Raw genomic sequence first — 21,085 nt, 5'->3', positions numbered from 1 at the left:
TTTCCTTAGGCATCCTCGCGATACCAGCGCGGCGTATAAATCCACTCGCTGCCGTCGGCGCGGGCGAATCCGCGCGTCGCCGACGACCCGACGATCACCATCGTGCGCATATCGACATCCGCCGTGCGCAGTTCGCCCAGCGTCGTGGCGCGCAGCGTCTCGCCGGGGCGGCCCACGTCGCGCCCCAGCACCACGCGCGTGTGCGGCGCACGCACGCTGCGCACGATGTCCAGTGCGCGCGCGAGCTGCCAGGGCCGCGCGCGCGAGATGGGGTTGTAGAACGCCATCACGAGATCGGCTTGCGCCGCATGCAGCAGGCGCTTTTCGATCACCGCCCATGGTTTCAGGTTGTCGGAAAGCGAAAGCATGCAGAAGTCGTGGCCGAGCGGCGCGCCGACTTGCGCCGCCGTGGCGAGCGCCGCGGAAACGCCTGGCACGATCGCCAGCTCGACGGCATGCCAGCGTGCGTCGTCCGAGCCTTCGAGCGCTTCGAGCACGGCGGCCGCCATGGCGAACACACCGGGGTCGCCCGACGAGACCACGGCCACGCGCCGCCCCTCGCTCGCCAGCTCGAACGCGTGGCGCGCGCGTTGCAGTTCTTCGCGGTTGTCGGTGGCGTGGCGCTGCTGGTCCGCGCGAAACGGGCCCGCCATCTCCACATAGGTCGCGTAGCCGACGATGTCGGTGGCGCTGTCGAGCGCGGCCCGCGCGGCGGGCGCGAGCAGATCGGCGCGGCCGGGACCGAGACCGAGCACCGTGAGCTTGCCGCGCGCGCGGCCCAGCGCGAGCGGGTCGAGCGGCGTGGCGGCACAGGCGAGGGCGACGCCGTTTTCGTTTGGCGCGTAGCGCTCGACGTTTGCCGCGAGGTCGAGGGCGGCGAGCGTGGCTTGCGCGGTGTTCTCCCCGCTATCGACGAAGCGCAGCGGCACGCCGAGTGCCGTTGCCGCCTGCGCGAGCGACGCATCGCACGTGTACGCAGTCGGGGCGACGAGCGCAGCGAGCGCGAGCGGCGCGAGGCCGCGCGCGTCGAGTGCATGGCGCACGCTTTCGGCAAGCGCTTCTTGCGGCGCACCCACGGCGGCAACGATGCTGCGCGGATGAATCACGAGGTCATCGGGGCTGCCGTTCCAGGCTTGCGCGCTCACGCGTATGGCATGGCGGGCCGAGGCGTCGAGCGGCAGATCGACGTTTTCGAGCCACGGCGCTTGCCCATCGACGCGAGTCGTTGCGCCCGCAAGCAAATCGGAGACGAAGCGCTTGCCTTGCGCGAGGCTCGCAAGCGCATAGCCCGCAGGCGGATTGAGCAGGCACGTGCCGAAGCGCAATTCGCCGCTCGTGGTGATGGCGGGCGCAACCGTGAGTGCGGCGCCAATTTCGCGCGCCATCACGTTCACGCCGGTCAGTCCGCCGAGCAGCGGCACGACGGCGCTGCCGTCTTCGGCGAGTGCGAGCACGGGCGGCTCCGCACCCTTGTTCGCGAGCAGCGGCGCAAGGCAGCGGATCACGATGCCCGCCGCGCACAGCGCGACGATGGGCATGCCGCGCGTGTAGCATTCGCGCAAATGCGCGCCAAGCTCGCCGAACGCGATGTCGCCTGCCACGCGGCCTTGCAGCGCATGGATCTGTGCGCCCGCGTAACGCGCCTGCACGCGCCGCGCCGTGGCGAGCGCGCCGGGCCCGAGGATGACGATGGCGGGCGGCGTCACGACTGCCATTTCACCCCCGGCACCACGAGCAGCGAGAAGTAGGGCGAGGCCATCGGATCGACGTCGTCGAGCGGGACGATGCGCTGGTTCGCCATCGTTGCGCGCTCGACATACAGCGCGCGATGCGCGAGGCCCAGTTCGCCCAGCACGCGGCGCACCTTGTCGAAGTTGCGGCCCAGCTTCATGATGACGGCGGCGTCCGCATCGGCCAGACGCCGGCGCAATTCGTCCTCGGGCAGCACGCCCGAAAGCACGGCGAGGCTCTGGTTACGGTAGACGAGCGGCACGCCCAGCACCGCCGCGCCGCCCAGCATCGAGCACACGCCCGGCACGACTTCAGCCTCGTAGCGCGCGGCGAGGCGGTCGTGCAGATACATGTACGAGCCATAGAAAAACGGATCGCCTTCGCAGATCACGGCCACGTCGCGTCCGGCGTCGAGATGGCGCGACAGCATGTGCGCCGCGCCGTCGTAGAAGTCGGCGATGATCGCTTCGTACGAGAGCGGCGGTTCGAGCGCTTCGGTCGTCACGGGATACACGAGGGGCAGGCGTTCCTGCTGCGCTTCGAGATGGGCTTCGACAATGCCGAACGCATTGCCTTTCTTGCCCTTCGCGACGAAATACGCGACCACGGGCGCCGCCTTGAGCAGGCGCAGCGCCTTGAGCGTGAGCAGTTCGGGGTCGCCCGGGCCGACCCCAATGCCGTGCAGACGTCCTTTGCGGATCATTTATTCGGTCTCCGAAGCGAGTGCGTTGACGGCGGCGGCGGCCATCGCGCTGCCGCCACGGCGGCCGTGCACGGCGACGAACGGCACGCCGTCACGCTCGGCCGCAAGCTGCGCCTTGGACTCGGCTGCGCCGACAAAGCCGACGGGAAAGCCGAGGATGAGTGCGGGGCGCGGCGCGCCGGCGGCGATCATGTCGAGCAGATGAAAGAGCGCGGTGGGCGCGTTGCCGATTGCCACGACGCTGCCCGCAAGGTGCGGCCGCCACAGTTCGAGCGCGGCCGCCGAGCGCGTGTTGCCAAGCTCGCGGGCGAGCGTGGGCACGGCGGGATCGTCGAGCGTGCAGATCACGGCGTTGTTCGCCGGCAGGCGCGCGCGCGTCACGCCATAAGCGACCATCTTCGCGTCGCAGAGAATCGGCGCTCCGCCCGCGAGCGCGTTGCGGCCCGCCGTGCCCGCGCCAGCGGAAAACGCGAGGTCGGCGACGACGTCCACCATGCCGCATGCGTGAATCACGCGCACGGCGAGTTTTTCGAGGTCGGCGGGAATGCGCGAAAGGTCGGCTTCGGCGCGGATCGTCGCGAACGACTCGCGATAGATCGCCTGGCCGTCGCGAATGTAATCAGACATCTTGGGCACTCCGGGGCCGCTGCGCGAGTGCGGGCGCAGCGGCTTCGATCGTCAGGTTGCGCGCGACGAGCCGGCCAAAGCGCTGGCCGAAGCCGCTTTGGGTGTCGTCGCGCTGGTACAGGTCGTAGTGGTCCGGGGCGCTGGCGAGCAGCGTGAACGGCGCGCGATGCGCGGCCGCGCAGGAGCGCTCGCAACCGGTGAGGTGGGCTTCGGCGCCGGGCGGCAGCAAGGCGGCGAGGCGCTGGGCGTCGGCCTTCGTGTCCGCGCGGCTTTTTGCGCATCCCGTCGAACCCGTGCAGGCGATGAGGCGCGCGAGTGGATCAGTGCGCGAAACGACGAGGCCGAGCGCACGCAGGCGTTCGAGTGCGGCGGGCATGGTGCGCGCGCGCACGTCGGGCAGCAGCACGCCTTGCCATGGCGTCACGCGCAGCGTCGCATTGCCAGAATCTTCCGCGAGCGCGGCGAGGGCGCGCAGCGTGTGCGCGTCGATACGGCCGAGTGCGGGCTGCGCGCCCACGTAGCCCCTGCCGTCGGCGTGCAGCGCGTGTGCGCCGAGGCGCAAGTCGGCTGGGCTTGCCGCTCGATGCCATGTGCGCAGCGCGGCGTCGTCATGCATCAGCGTGAAATCGCCGTGTTGTTGCGCGCGTTGCAGCAACGCCTCGAGCGAATGTGCGGCCAGCACGTCGCGCATGCGCGTTGCGTCCGTGCCCGCGAGATCGAGGAACGCATGCAGCAGCGCACGCACCGATGCGCAAACGTCCTCGGCGGCGAGCATGCCGATTGGCTGCGCCGTGGGGCATCCCACGAGGCCCACTGCGAAGCGCACCGTCGCGCCGTGCGGCAGCGCGGCGAGCCAGATGTCGTGCGCATGCTCGAGCATCGCCATGCACTCGCCGCCATCCAGTTGAAGCGCGAACTTCGGTGAGAGCGCGGCGAAGCGCGGCTCGCGCTGCATCATGTCGATGAGTGCGGCGGCGACTTCCGTCGTGTCACACCAGGCGTTCGGGTCGAGGCCCGCAAGTGGGCTCAGCATCACGTTGCGCAACTCGTCGGCGGCGCACATGCGCTCGACCGGGCTCGCGGCGTCGATGCCGGCGGGGCCGAGACCCGCGCCGATCAGCGTGGCGCTCAACGCGGCTTCCTCGCCCGTGCGCACGCCGCGAATCTGCACGTTCGCGCGATTGGTCAGTTCGAGCACGCCGCTCGCGTGCGTCAAGGCAGCGTCGGCGAGGGCGCGCGCACGCGCGGCGCTCAGCACGCCGCCAGGCAGACGGATGCGGCACAGGCCGCCGTCGCGCGCCGGGACCACGCGCACGAGCCCCGGGCACGCCGAGGGGCGGAGCACGGCCAGGGCAGCAGCGGGCGAGACGGGCTTCGTTTCGTGTTTCAAGGCAATACCGGGTAAGCATCACGCTGGCGCGGCGCGCTGCCCGCACGGCAGGCGGGAAACGGCAGCGATATCGGTACACCCCGCCCGACATGGCTTCGCGCGAACATTCGGCCGGCAGGTCTCCTGGCTCGCAGGTCGTGGACCGCATCGGCCTTCCCGGTAATACCAGTGGCTCGGGTGGATGCGGTCTCGCTGCTCACAGTCGCGGGGGCGGCCACAGAGTGCTGTGTTCCCTTAAATGCCTTAACGGCGCCGGCGGACACGGTATTATGCCCGTTTTCATGCTCGCGCCGCCCCGCAATCGGGTCGCAGGCGCGCGGCGGCATAGAGAATCAGGCCATAACGCAGGCAACATCGGGAGAACGAATGCAGGGCACGCAGGCATGGCTGACGGTGGTAGGCATCGGCGACGATGGGTACGCGGGACTCGGGCGCGACGCGCGGCGCGCGCTGTTCGGCGCGGCCATCGTGACGGGCGGCGAGCGCCATCTCGCGATGCTGCCCTCGCGCGTGCGTGCGCGGCGCGAAGCGTGGCCGCAGCCGTTCAGCGTGCAGGCGCTGCTTGCGTACCGCGAGTCGAATCAGACCGTATGCGTGCTCGCGAGCGGCGACCCCATGCTGTTCGGCGTGGGCGCGACGCTCGCGCGCCGCGTGGCGCCCGGTGAAATGCGCGTGCTGCCCGCGCCGTCGTCGCTTTCGCTCGCGGCGGCGCGCAAGGGGTGGGCCTTGCAGGATACGGCGATGGTCTCGCTCGTGGGCCGGCCGCTCGATGCGCTGCGCCGTCATCTCTACGCGCGCTCGCGTGTGCTCGCGCTGAGCGCGGATGGGCGCACGCCCGCGGCGCTTGCCGCGTGGCTCGCCGAAGCGGGCTTCGGCGCCACGCGTCTTGCCGTGTTCGAGCATCTGGGCGGCCCGCTCGAACGGCGCATCGAAGGCCGCGCCGATGCGTGGCACGTCGAAGAAGCCGCGGCGCTCAATCTCGTTGCGTTCGAATGCGCAAGCGATCGTCCGCAAGCGCTCGCGCGCGGCTGGACGCTCGCACCGGGCCTTCCCGACGACGCCTATCGCCACGACGGCCAGATCACGAAGCGCGACGTGCGCGCGCTCACGCTCGCGCGTCTCGCGCCGACGCCCGGCGCGCTGCTCTGGGACGTGGGCGCGGGCAGCGGCTCGATCGGCATCGAGTGGATGCGCTCGCACGCCGCTTGCCGCGCGATCGCGATCGAGGCGCACGCCGGGCGTCAACGCTTCATCGAGCACAATCGCGCGGCGTTGGGCGTGCCGGGTCTGCAACTCGTTGCGGGCCGCGCGCCCGACGCGCTCGCAGGGCTCGCCGCGCCCGACGCGGTCTTCATCGGCGGCGGCGTGACCGCGCCCGGCGTGCTGGACGCGTGCTGGGCGGCGCTCGCGAGCGGCGGGCGGCTCGTCGCGAACGCGGTGACGGTGCAGAGCGAAGCGGCGCTCGTGGCATGGCGCGCGCAGCACGGCGGCACGCTCACGCGCATCGGTATCGGCGAGGCGCAGCCGCTGGGCGGCTTCGACACCTGGCGTCAGGCCTTGCCCGTCACGCTCTACGAGGCCGTCAAGCCATGACGGCGCGCATCCTGCTGCTCGGCGGCACGGGCGATGCGCTGGCGATCGCGCGCACGCTGGGCCCGCAGCACGTGTACTCGCTCGCGGGCCTTGGCCGCGTGCCCGCCGATCTTGCCTGCGCGGTGCGGGTGGGCGGCTTTGGCGGGGCAGAAGGGCTTGCGCGCTTTCTCGCCGACGCAAACATCGCACTCGTCTTCGACGCCACGCATCCCTATGCCGCGCAGATCAGCGCCAACGCGGCGCGCGCATGCATGGCGGCACGCGTGCCGTACTGGGCGCTGCGGCGTGCGCCGTGGCAGGCGCAGCCCGCCGACGACTGGCGCATGGTGAGCGGCTGGACCGGCGTAGTCGAGGCGATCGCGCCGTTCGCGCGCCCGCTCTTCACGCTCGGGCGCGAGCCGCTTGCGCATCTGAACGACGTGCCGCCGCAGCAGCACTGGACGATCCGCTGCCTCGAAGCGCACCCCGGCCACGCCCGCGCGCGCATCATCGACGCGCGCGGGCCATTCACCGCCGATGGCGAACGCGCGCTCTTTACCGAAGCGTGCATCGACGTCGTGGTCAGCAAGAACAGCGGCGGCGCCGCGACCGAAGCGAAGCTCGCCGTCGCGCGCGAAATGGGCCTGCCCGTGGTGATGATGCAGCGGCCGCCGCTGCCCGGCGCGCAACGTGAATTCGCGTCGGCGCAAGAAGCAATCGACGCGCTCGCGCACCCTATTTAGCGGAGTTTCCACGCATGACAGTTTTCTTCATCGGCGCGGGGCCGGGCGATCCTGAACTGATCACCGTGAAGGGCCAGCGCCTCGTGCGCAGCTGCGCCGTCATTCTCTACGCGGGCTCGCTCGTGCCGCCCGCGGTGCTCGAAGGCCACCGCGCGCACACGGTCGTGGATACGGCGCCGCTCACGCTCGACGAGATCGTCGCGTTGCTGGAAAGTGCGCATGCCCAGGGCTTCGACGTGGCGCGCGTGCATTCGGGCGACCCGTCGCTCTATGGCGCCATCGGCGAGCAGATCCGGCGGCTGCGTATGCTCGGTATTCCTTATGAAGTCGTGCCCGGCGTGACTGCGGCCGCTGCATGCGCGGCGGCGCTCGGCAGCGAACTCACGCTGCCCGGCATTTCGCAGACGCTCATTCTCACGCGCTACGCCACGAAAACGCCGATGCCCGAAGGCGAACAGCTAGGCGACCTCGCGCGTCACCAGGCGACGCTCGCGATTCACCTGGGCGTGCGCCATATCGCGCGCATCGTCGAGGAATTGCTGCCGCACTACGGCGAAGATTGCCCGGTCGCGGTGATCTATCGCGCGAGCTGGCCCGACGAGGAACGCGTGACGGGCACGCTCGCGGATATCGCCCAGAAGGTGCTGGCCACGGATATCGAGCGTACGGCGCTCATTCTCGTGGGGCGCGTGCTCGCGGCGGAGGGGTTTGCGGATTCGAAGCTTTATGGGGCGGCGAAGCGGTAGGGCTACGAAAGCGCGCGCAAGTGCTCGCGCAGCTTGTCGACCTCGCCTTCGGCGAACGCCTTTTCGATTTCCTCATGCGTTTCCTGCCAGATCGGAAACGCCGCGTTGAGCAATCGATGCCCCTCGTCAGTGAGGCTCAGCAAACGGCCGCGCTTGTCTTCCGGGTCCTGCTCGATGACCACGAGGCCGCGCCGCTCCAGCGGCTTGAGCGCGGCCGTGAGCGTGGTGCGGTCCATGGCCAGCAGCGACGCCACCTCTTTCATGCCCGGCGGATGCGGCCGGTTCAGCGACATCAACAGCGAAAACTGTCCGTTCGTAAGATCGAGCGGGCGCAGCACGTCGTCGAAAATGCGCGCGAGATTGCGTGCCGCCCGCTGCATATGCAGACACAGGCAGCAATCGCGCACCAATAGCGTGGTTTCGAAGGGAAGTTTCTTTGCGCGTGCCATGTTGCAATTATGTTGATATCAACCTATGCTGTCAAGGCCGGATGGGCGACACGACGTTGCCCCGTTTTCACACCCGTTTTTCAGATCCGTAATCAGACCAGCAGGCGGAGGACACATGAGCGATCAGAAACTGTTTCTCGCGGTTTTTCTCGGCACCAAAGGCAACGCGCGCATGAAGGAATGGGCAGCGCTTTCCGATGCGGATCGGCATGCCAGGGAAAAAGAGGGCATTGCGGCCTGGCATGCGTGGGTCGAAAAGCACAAGGCGTCGATCGTCGATATGGGCGGTCCGCTCGGCAAGACCAAGTCGATTGGCGAGCACGGCATCGCGGATATGTCTAACGCGCTAACGGGCTACACCGTGCTGCGTGCCGCATCCCACGAAGAGGCCGCGAAGCTGTTCGAAGGGCACCCGCATTTCTCGATTTTTCCGGGCGAGGGCGTCGAAGTGATGCCCGTTCTGCCGATTCCCGGTGTCTGAACGGAGCCGCGTCATGAAACTCTACGGTTTTGCCGGCACGCGTTCGCAACGCGCGCTATGGGGCCTCAAGGAGGTCGACGCCGATTTCGAATTCATCTCGGTCAATCTGCTCGAAGGCGAGCACAGGCGGCCCGAATATCTGCGCATCAATCCCGCAGGCAAGGTGCCTGTGTTGATCGACGGCGACCGCGTGATTCCCGAATCGGCTGCAATCGTGCTGTATCTCGCGGATAAATATCCGCAGAAGGCGCTGTTGCCCGCGGGGCTCGACGAGCGGGCGCAGGCGTATCGCTGGACCCTGTTCGCCGTCACCGAACTGGAACAGCCGCTCTGGAGAATCACGCGGCACTCGTTCCTTTATCCGCCGGAAAAGCGCAGTCCCGCCGATATCGAACTTGCGCGAGAGGAGTTCAGGACGATGGCCGCCATTCTCGAGAAACACCTCGAAGGACGCGAGTTCATCGTCGGCAACAAGCTCTCGGTCGCCGACTGCGTGACGGTGTATCTGATGGACTGGGCCAACGAAGTGCAACTGCTGGAAGGCTTCCCGCGTTTGCAGGCGTATCTCGAGCGTCTGTATGCGCGTCCCGAAGCGCCGCAGCGCATTGCCGAAGCGCGCAAGGCGGCATAAATGGAAAACGGCCCAACCGGATCGTACCGATTGGGCCGCCTGGTTGCCGCGTTACCTGATGTCAATGCGCCTGTGCATGCTCATGATCGACATGCGTGCGCGGCTGCGTCACCATGCTCACCACGGCGAGCACGATCACGTTCACGAACAGCGCGAGGAAGCCGATGTTGATGTCCTTGAACGCATCCGGCGCGAACGGAATCAGCTGAGCCACGCTCACATGCGTGAGCGTCGTGACGGTCACCACGAGCACGCCCGCCACGATGCCGCAGAACGCGCCTTGCTTCGTCACGCGATTGCGCGCGGAAAGGCTGCACACCATGGCCGGGAACAGCTGCGTGACGAAGTTATAACCCATCAGCAGCAGCGCGACGATGGTGTCGCCGCCCTTGAGCGTGAAGCCGACCGCCACGAGCGCGATCACCGGCACGAAAATGCGCGCGAGCCTCGCGACTTGCGCGTCGTCCGCGCTCGTCGAGAGTGCGCCGCGATAGACGTCGTTGGCGAGCAGCGTCGAAGCCGTGGTGAGGATCATCGAGCCCGGCACGAGTGCGGTGAGCACGCCCGCCGCGCCGATCACGCCCACGAACCACGGGTCGAACGTCTGCAGCGCGAGACGGAACAGCGAGAGGTCGATGTCGGAACCCTTGAGGCCCGGCACCTTGAGCACGGCCGCGAAGCCGCAGAAGAACACGAACAGCAAAATGAGCTGATAGAGCGGCAGGATCATCGCGTTGCGGCGGAAGATGCGCTCGTTTTTCGCGGTGTAGACCGACATGAAGGTGTGCGGCCACATGAAGAAGCCCAGTGCCGTGAGCAGCACGGTGGACTGGAACCACGTCACGCTCTGGCCTCTCGCCGGGAACGTGAGGAAGCCGGGCTTGGCGGCGTCGATGGCGCGGAACATCTCGCTCAGGCTGCCATAGTGGTGAATCGGCAGGTAAATGCCGAGGAACACGGCGATGGCGAGAATCATCGTGTCCTTCACGACCGAGTTCCACGCGCAGCCGCGCACGCCCGAGACGATCACGTACGCCGTGACCACAGCCGCGCCGATCCAGACCGCCGCCGTGGAGGAGATCGCGCCATAGGAGGCTGTCGTCACGATGATGCCGAGGCCCTTGAGCTGCAGCACGAGATACGGCACGAGCGCGAGCACGCCCACGCACGCGACCAGCACGCCCAGCGCCGGGCTCTGATACTTGCGCGCGAAGAAGTGCGGCTGCGAGACGAGCCGGTGCTGCTTGGCGAAGCGCCAGACGGGCGGCAGCATCCAGTACGAGAGGATGTATGCAAGCGTGCCGTAAGCCAGGATGTAGTAGACGGGTGCGCCCTTGCCATAGGCGAAGCCGCTGCCGCCGAGGAACGTGAAGGTCGTGTAGATCTCGCCCGCCATCAGCAGGAACACGAACGCGGTGCCGAAGCTGCGGCCGCCCACGGCCCACTGCTCGAGATTCATGTCGTGCCCGCGGCGGGCGCGCATGCCGAGGTAGAGCGCGACGAGGGTCATCGCCGCGATGATGAGGAGGGCGCTCATGGCCGCACCTCCGCATCTGCATCACCCGAAAGCCGGTTGGCCGGATCGAGCCGGTAGACGATCCCCATGATCGCCGCGGCCAGCACGACCCACATGACGATCCACGCCAGCACGAGCGGCATGCCGAGCACGAGCGGCTCGGTGCGATTGACGAACGGCACCCCTACCAGGATACCGATAAAGGGCAAGGCAGCGAGCAACCGCAGTGACATGGCAACTCCTCTTTTATATGAGAAGAAAAGAAACGTCGCGTCGGGGTGCGAGGCAAACCACTCTATGCTTGTGAACGCGCCCCGTAAAGCCGTCAAAAATACTGAAGGACTTGCTTTAGATATTGGTGCAACGCGCCATTTTTTGGCATCCGGGACATCGGGTTTGCATTGCGTTTGCAGCAATCGGGCACGCCACACGCCGATCCGGCTACACTTCTCGCAGCCCGGCGCGCTTTTTGCGCATGCCCTTGACGGATCGACTCCATGATCGAGAGCCTGATTTCAGACATCCTGTTCGGTTTTATCGGACTTATCAGCATCATCAATCCCTTTAGCGGTGCATTTGTTTTTCTCGATCGCACTGCAACGCTTACCGACGAAGAGCGGCGCGTGCTTGCCAAACGCGTGGCGGTCAACGCGTTCTTCGTGCTCGTTGCGGCGTTTTTTGTCGGCACGCCCATCCTGCATTTCTTCGGCATTTCGATGGAGGCGCTGCGTATTGGCGGCGGCCTCGCCGTGGCCGTGGCCGGCTGGCAAATGCTCAACGCGCCGGAGCCTGAACCGCCCTCGGTCGATCTTCCACCTAAGCCCGTGAGCCCGAGTTCGGCTGCGGGCAAGGTCTTTTTCCCGCTGACGATTCCGCTCACCACGGGCCCCGGTTCGATCGCCACGGCCATTGCGCTGAACGCCAACCGCACGCACAAGCTTTCGGCCTGGCTGCTTTCGAGCTTCGCGTCGCTCGTGATCTCCCTGCTCGTCATGCTCGTGATCTATTACGTGTATAGCCGCTCAGCACGGCTTTCGCAGTACCTGGGTGTGGAAGGTACGCGCGTGGCCATGCGCGTGTCGTCGTTTCTGCTCCTGTGCATCGGGGTGCAGATCATACTGACTGGCCTGACCGGCTTTCTCACGCCGATCGCCGACCTGCGCGCCGCGAATTAGCGGCGCGTTCGAACGGGCCGGCGCACAAGCGTCCTCAAACGAAGGAGACCATCATGTGCCGCTGGCTCGCTTATAGCGGGAATCCCGTCCAGCTCGAAACCGTGCTGTTTCATGCGCGCCATTCGCTGATCGATCAAAGTCTGCATTCGACCAAAGGCGCGACCACCACAAATGGCGATGGCTTCGGAATGGGCTGGTTTCAGGACCCGCACGACATTCCGTATCGCTACCGCAGCGTGCATCCGGCCTGGAACGACCGCAACCTGCGCGAACTCGCGCGCGCGGTGCGTGCGCCCATGTTCATTGCGCATATTCGCGCGGCCACCGACACGCCGGTGCAGGAAACGAACTGCCATCCGTTTCGCCACCGGCGCTGGATCTTCGCGCACAACGGGCTCATTCGCAGCTATCCGCTCATGCGCCGCGACCTGCTCGTCGCGATCGATCCGGAGCGCTTTAACGCGCTCGAAGGATCGACCGATTCCGAAACGATGTTTTATCTGGCCATGACGTTCGGGCTCGAAACCGATCCCGTAACGGCGCTCGAACGCATGGCGGGTTTCGTGGAGGCCACGGCGAAAAAGCACGGCATCGAACCGGCGCTCAATATGACCGTATGCGCTTGCGACGGCGAGCAGATCGTTGCCGCGCGCTATTCAAGCGAGCGTAATTCCCGCTCGCTCTTTCACACTACCGCGTTCCGGCATCTGCGCGAACTGTATCCCGACGACCCGCGCATCGTCGCGGCCGGTGACGATGCGTATCTGCTCGTCTCCGAGCCGCTCGGCGACAGGCCCGAGGTGTGGGCCGAAGTGCCGGAATCGACGGCGGTCGTCGTGCGCGGGCCCAAGGTCGAATACCGGCCGTTCGTGCCGGTCGTGCCTTAAGGCGCCTTAAACCGGTCTCAGGCGCGGCGGCGCCCTTGCCGTGCCGCCGCGAGCGCGAGCACCTCGTCGAATAGCGTCACGTCCACGGGCTTCACGAGATGCATCTCGAAGCCCGCCGCGCGCGTGAGTTCGATATCGGCGGCCTGGCCGAAACCCGTCATCGCCGCGAACAGCGTGTGCTTGAGCGGCGGCAGCGCGCGCAACGCGCGCAGCGTCGCATAGCCGTCGATCTCGGGCATGGCGATGTCGATGAGCGCGGCGTCGGGCGTGAAGCCGTCCACCTCCTCGCGCGCATGGGCGGCGCTGTAGGCCACGCGTACATCGTGCCCTTTGAGTTCGAGCAGCATGGCGAGGCTGTCGGCCGAATCGCGGTTGTCGTCGACCACGAGCACGCGCAGCGGCGGCACGCCGGCTTCGGCCAGTGCCGCAAGCTTGGCCGTGTCCGGCGTGAGCGGCGGCTGCTGCAGGGCACTCGCGGTTTCGCGCGCGAACGGCAGGCGGATCGTGAACGTGCTGCCTTTGCCCGGCCCGTCGCTCCTGGCGGAGATGGTGCCGCCATGCAGCTCGACGAGCGAGCGGCACAGCATGAGGCCGATGCCGAGCCCGTTTTCCGTGGGCCCCGGCACCGCACGGTCCTGGCTGAAGAGGCCGAAGATCGACTCGTGCGTGCCGGGCCGCAGGCCGCGGCCTTCGTCGCGCACCTCGATCTGCACGGCGCGCGCGGCGGCGCGCACGGTCACGACGATGCGGCTGCCGTCGGGCGAGAACTTCGAGGCGTTGTGCAGCAGGTTCTGCAGCACCTGCACGAGGCGCGTGTGATCGCCCGTCATGGTGAGCGTCTCGTCGCGCATCTGCACGTCCACGTGCTGGCCGCGCGCCGAGGTGAAGGGCTGCACCGCGTCGATGGCGTGCTCGACCACTTCGCGCAGGTCGAGCGGCGCCTCGCGCAACTCGATCTTGCCCGACGTGATGCGCCCGACGTCGAGCAGATCGTCCACGAGCCGCGTGAGGTGCACGATCTGGCGCTCGATCATGTCGCGCGCGCGCTCGATGTCGGGGCTCGGCGCATCCATGAGGCGCATCGTCGCCACCGCGTTGCGCACCGGCGCGAGCGGGTTGCGCAGTTCGTGCGCGAGCAAGGCGAGGAACTGCTTCATCTGCTCGCTCGAATGTTCGAGTTCGTCGGTGCGGCGGCTTTCGGTCATGTCGCGCGTGACCTTCGCGAAACCCGTGAGGCGGCCGTGGCCGTCATGCACGGCGGTGAGCGTGACGTTGGCCCAGAACATCGAGCCGTCCTTGCGCACGCGCCAGCCCTCGGTCACGACCCGGCCCGAGTCCCTCGCGCGGCGCAGCTCGCGTTCGGGCTGACCGGCGGCGACCTCGTCGGGCGGATAGAACACGGAAAAATGCTGGCCGACGATCTCGGCCGGGCGGTAGCCCTTCAGGTTGGTCGCGCCGCTGTTCCAGCTCACCACGTGGCCCTGCGGATCGAGCATGAACATCGCGTAGTCGCTCGCGCTTTCCACGAGCAGGCGAAAGCGCTCTTCGGAAAGGCGCAGCGCCTCGACCTGGCGGCGTTCGGCGGTGAGGTCGCGCGTGATCTTGGCGAAGCCGGCGAGCGAGCCGTCGCGCTCGCGCATCGCGGTGATGACGACGTTGGCCCAGAACATCGAGCCGTCCTTGCGCACGCGCCAGCCTTCGTCGTTGAAGCGTCCGTGCAGCGCGGCCTGCTCCAGCTCGTGATCGGGCCAGTGATGCGCGTTGGCTTCGTCGGTGTAAAAACGCGAGAAATGCTGGCCGATGATCTCGTGCGCTTCATAGCCCTTGATGCGGGCCGCGCCGCGATTCCAGCTCACGATGTAGCCGCGCGTGTCGAGCAGGAAGATCGCGTAGTCCTCGATCGGCTCCACGAGCGCCTCGAAGCGGTGTTCGTGGTGGCTTTCGGCGGTGTTGTGCGGGGCGATGCCGGGGTCGGGCGTCGTCATGGTCCTCGGGTCTGTCATAGGGCCTGTTCACGAGTTTGGCAGGCTCCGGCCTCCTGAATGGACGTCCCGCGCGCAGCGGGCGCCGCAGCTTACCACGCGCGCTGCCCCGAGCGGTCGTACTTTTCGGCCATTGCCGGAATGCCTGTGCGCACGTGGCGTTCCGCGCGGCGTACCTGGCGGGTGAGCAGCACGACGTGCGGCGGCACCACACGGCGTGCGCGCAACGTCCAGAACGCGCCGCGCAGCAGCGCCACGCTGGCGGGCCCGAGCGAGCGCTGGCGCGCGAACACGGCGAGCGCGCGGCCGGTCGCGGCGATCGCATCGCGCGCGGGCAGGCGCATCCACGCCACCCAGGCGGTGTTGCGCGCGAGCGCGCATTGCTGCGCGCGCGTGAACCAGCGGTAAAGCGGTTCGCGATGTGCGAGCGCCTGCTCGCAATAAACAATCTGGTGGCCGGCCGACAGCATGTCGAGCGCTGCAAGCTCCTCGGCGCCGCCGTGCGAAAGCCGTTCCTCGTAGCCGCCGAGCGCGCGGAACACGGCCGCGCGGAAAATGCACGCGCCGGCCATGAAGTTCGCGAGCGCCGGGCCGGCCTCGCCTTCCGCGCCCGGCGATGTGGCGGCGAGCATCAGGCAGGCAGGGTGAATTTCGCGCTCGTCGCCGCTCACCACGCGCGCGTTGAGCACGGCCACCTGCGTGTGAGCGTCGAGCCGCTGCGCGGCGCGCGCGAGCGCGCCGGGCGCGAACCAGGTGCTGTCGTCGCAGCACGCGACATAGTCGGTGCGCGCGAGCAGCACGGCGCGATTGAAACCGGCCATGCCGCGGTCGCCCAGCGCCTGAACGATGCGCACTTGCGGAAAGAGCGACGCCAGCAGGGAGACGGTGGAATCGGTGGAGCCGTTGTCGGCCACGATGACGTCGGGGTGTTCGGGAAGGGCGGTCAGGCGCGCGACGGTATCGATGGTTTGACGCACGTGATTGCGCGTGAGGACGACCACCGTCACGCGCGGCGTGCTGGGAGTTCCGGGGGCAGGGGCGGAGTCGTTCATCGCAGCAGGCGGCGGGAGCCGGCCGGTGAGTTGTCGAATTGACCTATGTCAGCATACGCCTCTGGCGCGCGACATGCAGTACCTGACGCGCGCCAGAGGCATGGCGGCGCAGCGGCGGTGCTGCACTGCACAGCCGGGAACTGCGCAATTTTCGCGCCGCGTGCGGCAGCGTGCGCGATCAGGCCGATCCGCGGCTCGATCGGCCGCTCGATCAGCCAATCAACTGCTCAATCGCGAGCGCAGACTTCGTCGAGGTGGCCGAGCAGATCGGCGGGATCCTCGTACACGCGCAGCGCGCCCGCGCGCTCCAGTTCCCCGGTGCCGTAGCCGCCCGACTGCAGGCCGATGCCGAGCGCGCGGCAGCGCTGGGCCGCGAGCATGTCCCAGACGCTGTCGCCCACCACGAGGCAGCGCTCGATCGGCACGTTCAGCCGCAGCGCCGCGGCGACGAAAAGATCCGGGTCGGGCTTCGCATGGCGCACTTCGTCGCGCGTGATCACGGTCGTGACGGACGGGTCCACGCCGAGCGCCTGCAAGTTCACGGACGCCGTGGCGAGCCGCCCGCTCGTGGCGATCGCCCAGGGCACCTGTGCGGCGCTGAGGGCGTCGAGCAGCGCGCGGGCGCCGGGCAGCGGGCGCACCTGATCGGCGTGGCGGCGGTAGGCGTCGGCGTGTAGTTTTTGCAGGCGTGCGATGCGCTCGGGCGAGATGGCCTCGTGGGTCTCGCGCAGCAACTGGTTCATGAAGAGCCCGCCGCTCATGCCGATACGCCGGTGAATGCGCCACACCGAAAGCTCGATGCCGTCGGCGTCGAGCGCTTCCTTCCATGCGAGGACATGCTGATACACGCTGTCGACGAGCGTGCCGTCGAGGTCGAACAAAAAGGCCGTTTCGTTGCGCATGGGGGCTCCTCCTGCAACACGTGCAACATGATGACTACGCGCCGGTAGCGCAAGAAGTGTACGCCGCGCGCCGCCAGCGTGCGCCGCGGCGGCCGCCGCCTCAGGGCGCGCTGGCCGCAGCCGCGCCGGACGCGGCCGGCGCGCTTTGCACGGCGCCTGTCTGCGGATACATCTGCAGCAGCACGCGCAGTACGCCATTGGTCCATCCAAAGCCGTCCTGCAGCGGATATTCGCCGCCGCCCGCCGCCGATGCCTTCGTGGCCGACGCGCTCACGTCGTACTTCTCGACGAGCTTGTGCGTGCGCGTGTAGCAGGCGAGATTCGTGGCGATCCAGCGCGTGGCGATTTCCTGCGCCAGGTCCTGCTCGCCGTAGCGGCGCAGCCCCATGACGGCGAGATACTGCAGCGGCGCCCAGCCGTTCGGCTCGTCCCATTGCTGGCCGGTCGCGACCTGGGTGGTGGCGAGGCCTCCGGGGCGCAGCAGGCCGGCGCGCACTGCGGCGGCCACTTCCTGCGCCTCGGCTTTCGTCGCGACACCCGCATAGAGCGGATAGACGGTCGCCGCCGTGAGCCGGTGCGTGAGCGTGCGGTGCGCGAAATCGTAGTCGCTGTACGCATGCAATTGCGGGTCCCAGAGCACGCGGTCGATGGCGTCGGCGCGTTGTTGCGCGCGCTTCGTCATCCGTTCGGCCTCGCGCGCGTCGCCCTTCAGGCCGTAGGCCTTCGCAAGCGTGCGTTCGAGGATCGCCATCAGCGAATTGAGGTCCACCGGCGCGAGCGAGGTCACGTCGATGCTCGAAAGCGTGTGAGCGTCGGCGAGCCAGCGCGAGCTGTAGTCCCAGCCCGTTTCCGCGCCCGCCCGCAGGTTGCGCCAGAGGTCCGAGGCGTCGCGTTGCGGCGTGGCCCGCGCGGTGAGGATATCTTCGCGGTACGACTCGTCGCGCGGGCGGTTGCGCGCGTCCCAGTAGCGGTTGAGCAGCGTGCCGTCGGGCAGGCGCACGAGGTGGCGCGCGGCGTGGCCGGGCTCGAGCGTCTGCGCGCCGGCCATCCAGTAGTCGTACTCCTTGCGCAGTTGAGGCAGGTAATGGACGTAGACGGCGTCGCCGTCTTTTTCCGCGACGAGGCTCACCATCTGCGCGAAAAACGGCGGCTGCGAGCGGCTCAGGTAATAGGTGCGATTGCCGTTCGCGATGTGCCCGTAGCGGTCGATCAGCGCGGCGAAGTTGTTCAGTTCGTCGAGCGCGAGTTCGTGGCGGCCGCTGGCTTCCAGGCCGAGCATGATGAAGTACGAATCCCAGTAGTAGATCTCGTTGAAGCGGCCGCCCGGCACGACGTACGCATAGGGCAGCGGCAGCAGCGACGAATACGGATTCGGCTTCGCGTCGGGGCGGCGGCTCAGCACGTTCCACAGCGTGTCGATGTGGCCGACGACGTCCTGGTTCGGATCGGAAACGTAGTGGTCTTGGGTTTGAGCCGGGGCCGTGAAGTCCTGGTTCACGAACTGCGCGAGCGCGGCCTTGCGCGCGGCATTGTCGTGATCCCCCGCGTGCTGTTGGCGCCAGCGCTCGTAGGCCGCCGTGATCCGGCTCGGGCGCTCGTTGGGCAGCATGTCGGCGAACGTCTTGCTGTCGGGGAAGATCTGCGCGAGCTGCACGTCGTGATAGAGGCGGCCGTAGAGATCGGCGGGCGTGGCGGGCTGGCTCTCTTTTGCCGCCTCATGCTGCGCTTGAGAGCGAAGCGGCTTTGCCGATTGCGCGGGCGTTTGTAATTCCTGCGCATTGGCGGGCGCGCTTGCGGAGGCTGCGGCATCGGCGGCCTGGGCGCTTTGCGCGAGCGGCCAGGCGAGGCACAACGCAGCGGCGAGCGTGGCGGCAAACGTGGCGGCAAACGGGACGGGGCGGGACGCGGCGGCGGATGCGGGCGTGCGGGAGCGGAAAGGGAAAGCCATGGCCTTGATGTTTTTGATGGGCGGGGGAGCGCGCCGGCGCGCCAGCCTGGGCGCAGACGAAGCGCGTCGATCAGCAAGTTCCGTTCCGGACAATGGGCTGGCGAGGCGGGTGGCGGCTGCGCCGCTATTCGAAATCGGGATAGTCCATATTCTCGATATCGCGTTGCGCGATAACGGGTGCAGCGGTGAAACTTGCGCTAAATCAATTCAAGCAACGCCGCATCAGGAGACATCTCATGCGCACTCAGGTTGGCATCATCGGCGCCGGGCCCGCGGGCCTGCTTCTTTCCCATCTTCTGCATCTGCGCGGCATCGACTCGGTCGTGCTGGAGCTGCGCGGCCGCGAGCAGATCGAATCGACCATTCGCGCCGGCGTGCTCGAGCAGGGCACGATGGACGTGCTCACCGAAGCGGGGGTCGGCGCTCGCATGAAGGCCGAAGGCGCGCTGCATCACGGCTTCGAACTCGCGTTCGAAGGCAAGCGCCGCCGCATCGATCTCACCGGTCTCACGGGCAAAGCCATCACCGTCTACGCGCAGCACGAAGTGCTCAAGGACCTCGTGGCCGCGCGCGCGGCTGCGGACGGCAAGCTCTTCTTCCATGTCTCGAACACGTCGATTCACGGCATCGAGACCAGCACGCCGTCGATCCGCTTCACGCACGAAGGCGAGGAGCACGAGCTGCACTGCGACTACGTGATCGGCTGCGACGGTTTCCACGGCGTGTCGCGCGCCGCGATTCCGGCGGCGCTGCGTCAGGACTACGAGCGCGTGTTCCCGTTCGGCTGGTTCGGCATTCTCGTCGAGGCGCCGCCCACGTCCGACGAGCTGATCTACGCGCGCCACGATCGCGGCTTCGCGCTCGTCAGCACGCGCTCGCCGAACGTGCAGCGCATGTATTTCCAGTGCGATCCGAACGACAACGTCGATAACTGGTCCGACGACCGCATCTGGGCCGAGCTGCACGCGCGCGTCGATTCGCGCGAAGGCCACCAGGTGGTGGAAGGCAAGATCTTCCAGAAGAACATCGTGGGCATGCGCAGCTTCGTCACGACCACGATGCAGCATGGCCGACTCTTCCTCGCGGGCGACGCGGCGCATATCGTGCCGCCTACGGGCGCGAAGGGCCTCAATCTCGCGGTGGCGGACGTGCGCGTGCTGACCGCGGCGCTCGTGGCGTTCTACAAGGAAGGCCGCACCGATCTGCTCGACGGCTATAGCGAAACGGCGCTGCGCCGCATCTGGCGAGCCGAACACTTTTCGTACTGGATGACGCGCATGATGCACCGCCTCGACGACGCCACGCCGTTCGAGCAGCGCCTGCAGGTTGCCGAGCTGGAGCATGTCACCACGTCGCGCGCCGCCGCGACGGCGATGGCCGAGAACTACGTGGGCGCGGTTGCCGTGTGAGGTAGGCGCAACGAATGAAACGGCCGCGCGGGTGCCGAAGGGCTCGCGCGGCTTTTTGCGTTTACAGCGTCACGTTGGACAGCTTCAGACCGCCGCGAGCGGCGCGATGCCCAGTTCGTTTGCGATATCGGCGAAAGGCTTTCTCACGGAGTCGGGCAGCGTGATCGTCTGCATGTGCCGCGCGCGATTTTCCGCCTCGTACTGGCCAGGGTACTGCACCGGCAGGGCCGGATCCTGCGGCGGGCAGCTGAGCAAATAGTCGAGGAAGGATTCGACCTCCTGCGAGCGCCACGTCGTATTGAAATCCACCTGCGGATCGAGCACCAGCGCGAACAGATTGTTGGTGGCGACGCCGTTGCGCGGATTGTCCGGATGGATCGTGCCGCCGCCCGAGAGCACGCCTGCGAGCAGTTCCGCCACGAGCCCCAGTGCATAGCCCTTGTGCAGGCCGAACGGCAGCAGCGCGCCTGGCGGATCGGCGAACAGCACGTTGGGGTCGGTGGTCGGCTGGCCGTTCGCGTCGATCATCGAAGCGTCGGGCGCCGGCAGGCCGTTTTCGGCGAGCACGCGCGCCTTGTTCACGGCAATGGCGCTCGTGGCGATATCCACGACGAAGGGCGGCCGCCCGCCCGGCAGCGGGCCCGCGAAGCACAGCGGGTTGGTCGTGAGCCGAGGCTCGCGTCCGCCGAACGGCGCGACGGTCGGCGCGCGGTTCACCACGTTGGTGAACGCGAGCAGGACGTAGCCCTGCGCCGCGACCATTTCGCCGTAGTGGCCCATGCGCCCCAGGTGATGGCTGTGGCGCAGCGTCACGATGCACTGGCCATGCCCGCGCGCGCGAGCAATCGCGTCTTCCATCACGGTCTTGCCAACGTGCTGGCCGAAGCCGCTGTGGCCGTCGTAGCCGATCAGGCTGCCACGGTCCACGATGCGCTCGGCGCGGCCGTCGGCGGCGACGAAACCCGCGGCCAGCACCCGCTTGTAGTTCGGCAGGATCGAAAGGCCGTGGCTCGCGTAGCCCACGCGGTCGGATTCGATCAGGTGGTCGGCCACGTCGGCGGCGATGTCCTCGGGCACCGAGACGTTCGTGAGCACGGCCGTGGCGAAGCGCCGTGCGTCGTCGATCTTGACTTCCATGAGC

Annotated in this window: 20 protein-coding genes and 1 riboswitch; of the genes, 8 read left to right on the top strand and 12 right to left on the bottom strand. The window is 67.8% G+C overall.

Features of this window, described 5'->3' with window-relative positions:
* Window positions 1-5 precede the first annotated feature (5 nt).
* From cobJ to cobG, 4 genes are read right to left on the bottom strand one after another with little or no spacing between them, the layout of a single operon-like run.
* Window positions 6-1,715, bottom strand: a complete 1,710-nt coding sequence (cobJ, locus tag C7411_RS15265) for a precorrin-3B C(17)-methyltransferase (RefSeq protein WP_110385116.1) — start codon at window positions 1,713-1,715, stop codon at window positions 6-8.
* Window positions 1,703-2,434, bottom strand: coding sequence for a precorrin-2 C(20)-methyltransferase (locus tag C7411_RS15260; protein WP_110385115.1), 732 nt, complete (start codon window positions 2,432-2,434; stop codon window positions 1,703-1,705). The genes cobJ and C7411_RS15260 overlap by 13 nt, the downstream gene beginning before the upstream one ends.
* Complete coding sequence (locus tag C7411_RS15255; RefSeq protein ID WP_110385114.1) at window positions 2,435-3,061, bottom strand: precorrin-8X methylmutase; 627 nt, start codon at window positions 3,059-3,061, stop codon at window positions 2,435-2,437.
* Window positions 3,054-4,451: a precorrin-3B synthase gene (cobG, locus tag C7411_RS15250; RefSeq protein WP_221206959.1), complete on the bottom strand. Its 1,398-nt coding sequence runs from the start codon at window positions 4,449-4,451 to the stop codon at window positions 3,054-3,056. The genes C7411_RS15255 and cobG overlap by 8 nt, the downstream gene beginning before the upstream one ends.
* A gap of 97 nt (window positions 4,452-4,548) precedes the next feature.
* Window positions 4,549-4,723, bottom strand: a riboswitch (cobalamin riboswitch).
* A gap of 94 nt (window positions 4,724-4,817) precedes the next feature.
* Between cobG and cbiE the strand changes: the two genes are divergently transcribed.
* The 3 genes from cbiE to cobM are packed head-to-tail and all read left to right on the top strand — an operon-like array spanning window position 4,818 to window position 7,512.
* Complete coding sequence (gene cbiE / locus C7411_RS15245; protein ID WP_110385112.1) at window positions 4,818-6,044, top strand: precorrin-6y C5,15-methyltransferase (decarboxylating) subunit CbiE; 1,227 nt, start codon at window positions 4,818-4,820, stop codon at window positions 6,042-6,044.
* Window positions 6,041-6,766 (top strand): cobalt-precorrin-6A reductase, encoded by a 726-nt coding sequence (locus tag C7411_RS15240; protein ID WP_110385111.1) that lies wholly within the window; start codon window positions 6,041-6,043, stop codon window positions 6,764-6,766. Before cbiE ends, C7411_RS15240 begins: the two co-directional genes overlap by 4 nt.
* A 14-nt stretch (window positions 6,767-6,780) precedes the next feature.
* Window positions 6,781-7,512 (top strand): precorrin-4 C(11)-methyltransferase, encoded by a 732-nt coding sequence (gene cobM, locus C7411_RS15235; RefSeq protein WP_110385110.1) that lies wholly within the window; start codon window positions 6,781-6,783, stop codon window positions 7,510-7,512.
* A gap of 2 nt (window positions 7,513-7,514) precedes the next feature.
* On the opposite strand, the gene C7411_RS15230 is transcribed toward cobM, so the two are convergent.
* A complete protein-coding gene (locus tag C7411_RS15230; protein ID WP_110385109.1) occupies window positions 7,515-7,961 on the bottom strand; it encodes a MarR family winged helix-turn-helix transcriptional regulator in 447 nt (148 codons plus the stop codon).
* A gap of 115 nt (window positions 7,962-8,076) precedes the next feature.
* Here C7411_RS15230 and C7411_RS15225 point away from each other — a divergent pair, with 115 nt between their 5' ends.
* Window positions 8,077-8,442 (top strand): YciI family protein, encoded by a 366-nt coding sequence (locus tag C7411_RS15225; RefSeq protein WP_110385108.1) that lies wholly within the window; start codon window positions 8,077-8,079, stop codon window positions 8,440-8,442.
* A gap of 13 nt (window positions 8,443-8,455) precedes the next feature.
* Window positions 8,456-9,073, top strand: coding sequence for a glutathione S-transferase family protein (locus tag C7411_RS15220; RefSeq protein ID WP_110385107.1), 618 nt, complete (start codon window positions 8,456-8,458; stop codon window positions 9,071-9,073).
* 61 nt (window positions 9,074-9,134) lie between these two features.
* On the opposite strand, the gene C7411_RS15215 is transcribed toward C7411_RS15220, so the two are convergent.
* Both C7411_RS15215 and C7411_RS15210 read right to left on the bottom strand, forming a co-directional pair.
* On the bottom strand, window positions 9,135-10,610 hold the full coding sequence (locus tag C7411_RS15215; RefSeq protein ID WP_110385106.1) for a sodium:solute symporter family protein: 1,476 nt from the start codon (window positions 10,608-10,610) through the stop codon (window positions 9,135-9,137).
* Window positions 10,607-10,822, bottom strand: a complete 216-nt coding sequence (locus C7411_RS15210; protein ID WP_110385105.1) for a DUF3311 domain-containing protein — start codon at window positions 10,820-10,822, stop codon at window positions 10,607-10,609. Before C7411_RS15210 ends, C7411_RS15215 begins: the two co-directional genes overlap by 4 nt.
* 264 nt (window positions 10,823-11,086) lie before the next feature.
* On the opposite strand from C7411_RS15210, the gene C7411_RS15205 reads away from it, so the two are divergent.
* On the top strand, window positions 11,087-11,764 hold the full coding sequence (locus C7411_RS15205; RefSeq protein WP_110385104.1) for a MarC family protein: 678 nt from the start codon (window positions 11,087-11,089) through the stop codon (window positions 11,762-11,764).
* Window positions 11,765-11,817: 53 nt separating this feature from the next.
* Window positions 11,818-12,651, top strand: a complete 834-nt coding sequence (locus C7411_RS15200; protein ID WP_110385103.1) for a class II glutamine amidotransferase — start codon at window positions 11,818-11,820, stop codon at window positions 12,649-12,651.
* A 17-nt stretch (window positions 12,652-12,668) separates the two neighbouring features.
* Here C7411_RS15200 and C7411_RS15195 read toward each other — a convergent pair whose 3' ends face one another.
* From C7411_RS15195 to treF, 4 genes are all read right to left on the bottom strand, one after another.
* Window positions 12,669-14,636 carry a PAS domain-containing hybrid sensor histidine kinase/response regulator gene (locus C7411_RS15195; RefSeq protein WP_243413171.1) on the bottom strand — a complete coding sequence of 656 codons (1,968 nt, stop codon included), beginning with the start codon at window positions 14,634-14,636 and terminating at the stop codon, window positions 12,669-12,671.
* An 89-nt stretch (window positions 14,637-14,725) separates the two neighbouring features.
* Complete coding sequence (locus C7411_RS15190) at window positions 14,726-15,685, bottom strand: glycosyltransferase family 2 protein (protein WP_110385101.1); 960 nt, start codon at window positions 15,683-15,685, stop codon at window positions 14,726-14,728.
* A 227-nt stretch (window positions 15,686-15,912) separates the two neighbouring features.
* On the bottom strand, window positions 15,913-16,587 hold the full coding sequence (locus tag C7411_RS15185) for an HAD family hydrolase (protein ID WP_042265358.1): 675 nt from the start codon (window positions 16,585-16,587) through the stop codon (window positions 15,913-15,915).
* Window positions 16,588-16,687: 100 nt separating this feature from the next.
* Window positions 16,688-18,535 carry an alpha,alpha-trehalase TreF gene (treF, locus tag C7411_RS15180; RefSeq protein WP_110385100.1) on the bottom strand — a complete coding sequence of 616 codons (1,848 nt, stop codon included), beginning with the start codon at window positions 18,533-18,535 and terminating at the stop codon, window positions 16,688-16,690.
* A 236-nt stretch (window positions 18,536-18,771) separates the two neighbouring features.
* Here treF and C7411_RS15175 point away from each other — a divergent pair, with 236 nt between their 5' ends.
* Window positions 18,772-19,944 (top strand): 4-hydroxybenzoate 3-monooxygenase, encoded by a 1,173-nt coding sequence (locus tag C7411_RS15175; RefSeq protein WP_110385099.1) that lies wholly within the window; start codon window positions 18,772-18,774, stop codon window positions 19,942-19,944.
* An 84-nt stretch (window positions 19,945-20,028) separates the two neighbouring features.
* Here C7411_RS15175 and C7411_RS15170 read toward each other — a convergent pair whose 3' ends face one another.
* Window positions 20,029-21,081, bottom strand: a complete 1,053-nt coding sequence (locus tag C7411_RS15170) for an Ldh family oxidoreductase (protein WP_110385098.1) — start codon at window positions 21,079-21,081, stop codon at window positions 20,029-20,031.
* Window positions 21,082-21,085 lie beyond the last annotated feature (4 nt).

The sequence above is a fragment of the Paraburkholderia silvatlantica genome (genome assembly GCF_003096715.1).
GTDB classification, from domain to species: domain Bacteria; phylum Pseudomonadota; class Gammaproteobacteria; order Burkholderiales; family Burkholderiaceae; genus Paraburkholderia; species Paraburkholderia silvatlantica.
This window is presented reverse-complemented; position numbering and strand designations above follow the sequence as displayed.

Excerpts from the sequence above, each read along its gene's own strand:
- C7411_RS15220 (WP_110385107.1), top strand. The coding sequence starts at position 8,456 with ATGAAACTCTACGGTTTTGCCGGCACGCGTTCGCAACGCGCGCTATGG.
- cbiE (WP_110385112.1), top strand. The coding sequence starts at position 4,818 with ATGCAGGGCACGCAGGCATGGCTGACGGTGGTAGGCATCGGCGACGAT.
- C7411_RS15185 (WP_042265358.1), bottom strand. The coding sequence starts at position 16,587 with ATGCGCAACGAAACGGCCTTTTTGTTCGACCTCGACGGCACGCTCGTC.
- cobJ (WP_110385116.1), bottom strand. The coding sequence starts at position 1,715 with ATGGCAGTCGTGACGCCGCCCGCCATCGTCATCCTCGGGCCCGGCGCG.
- C7411_RS15190 (WP_110385101.1), bottom strand. The coding sequence starts at position 15,685 with ATGAACGACTCCGCCCCTGCCCCCGGAACTCCCAGCACGCCGCGCGTG.
- C7411_RS15195 (WP_243413171.1), bottom strand. The coding sequence starts at position 14,636 with ATGACGACGCCCGACCCCGGCATCGCCCCGCACAACACCGCCGAAAGC.
- C7411_RS15200 (WP_110385103.1), top strand. The coding sequence starts at position 11,818 with ATGTGCCGCTGGCTCGCTTATAGCGGGAATCCCGTCCAGCTCGAAACC.
- C7411_RS15255 (WP_110385114.1), bottom strand. The coding sequence starts at position 3,061 with ATGTCTGATTACATTCGCGACGGCCAGGCGATCTATCGCGAGTCGTTC.
- C7411_RS15170 (WP_110385098.1), bottom strand. The coding sequence starts at position 21,081 with ATGGAAGTCAAGATCGACGACGCACGGCGCTTCGCCACGGCCGTGCTC.
- C7411_RS15240 (WP_110385111.1), top strand. The coding sequence starts at position 6,041 with ATGACGGCGCGCATCCTGCTGCTCGGCGGCACGGGCGATGCGCTGGCG.
- C7411_RS15225 (WP_110385108.1), top strand. The coding sequence starts at position 8,077 with ATGAGCGATCAGAAACTGTTTCTCGCGGTTTTTCTCGGCACCAAAGGC.
- C7411_RS15175 (WP_110385099.1), top strand. The coding sequence starts at position 18,772 with ATGCGCACTCAGGTTGGCATCATCGGCGCCGGGCCCGCGGGCCTGCTT.
- cobM (WP_110385110.1), top strand. The coding sequence starts at position 6,781 with ATGACAGTTTTCTTCATCGGCGCGGGGCCGGGCGATCCTGAACTGATC.
- C7411_RS15230 (WP_110385109.1), bottom strand. The coding sequence starts at position 7,961 with ATGGCACGCGCAAAGAAACTTCCCTTCGAAACCACGCTATTGGTGCGC.
- C7411_RS15260 (WP_110385115.1), bottom strand. The coding sequence starts at position 2,434 with ATGATCCGCAAAGGACGTCTGCACGGCATTGGGGTCGGCCCGGGCGAC.
- C7411_RS15215 (WP_110385106.1), bottom strand. The coding sequence starts at position 10,610 with ATGAGCGCCCTCCTCATCATCGCGGCGATGACCCTCGTCGCGCTCTAC.
- treF (WP_110385100.1), bottom strand. The coding sequence starts at position 18,535 with ATGGCTTTCCCTTTCCGCTCCCGCACGCCCGCATCCGCCGCCGCGTCC.
- C7411_RS15205 (WP_110385104.1), top strand. The coding sequence starts at position 11,087 with ATGATCGAGAGCCTGATTTCAGACATCCTGTTCGGTTTTATCGGACTT.
- C7411_RS15210 (WP_110385105.1), bottom strand. The coding sequence starts at position 10,822 with ATGTCACTGCGGTTGCTCGCTGCCTTGCCCTTTATCGGTATCCTGGTA.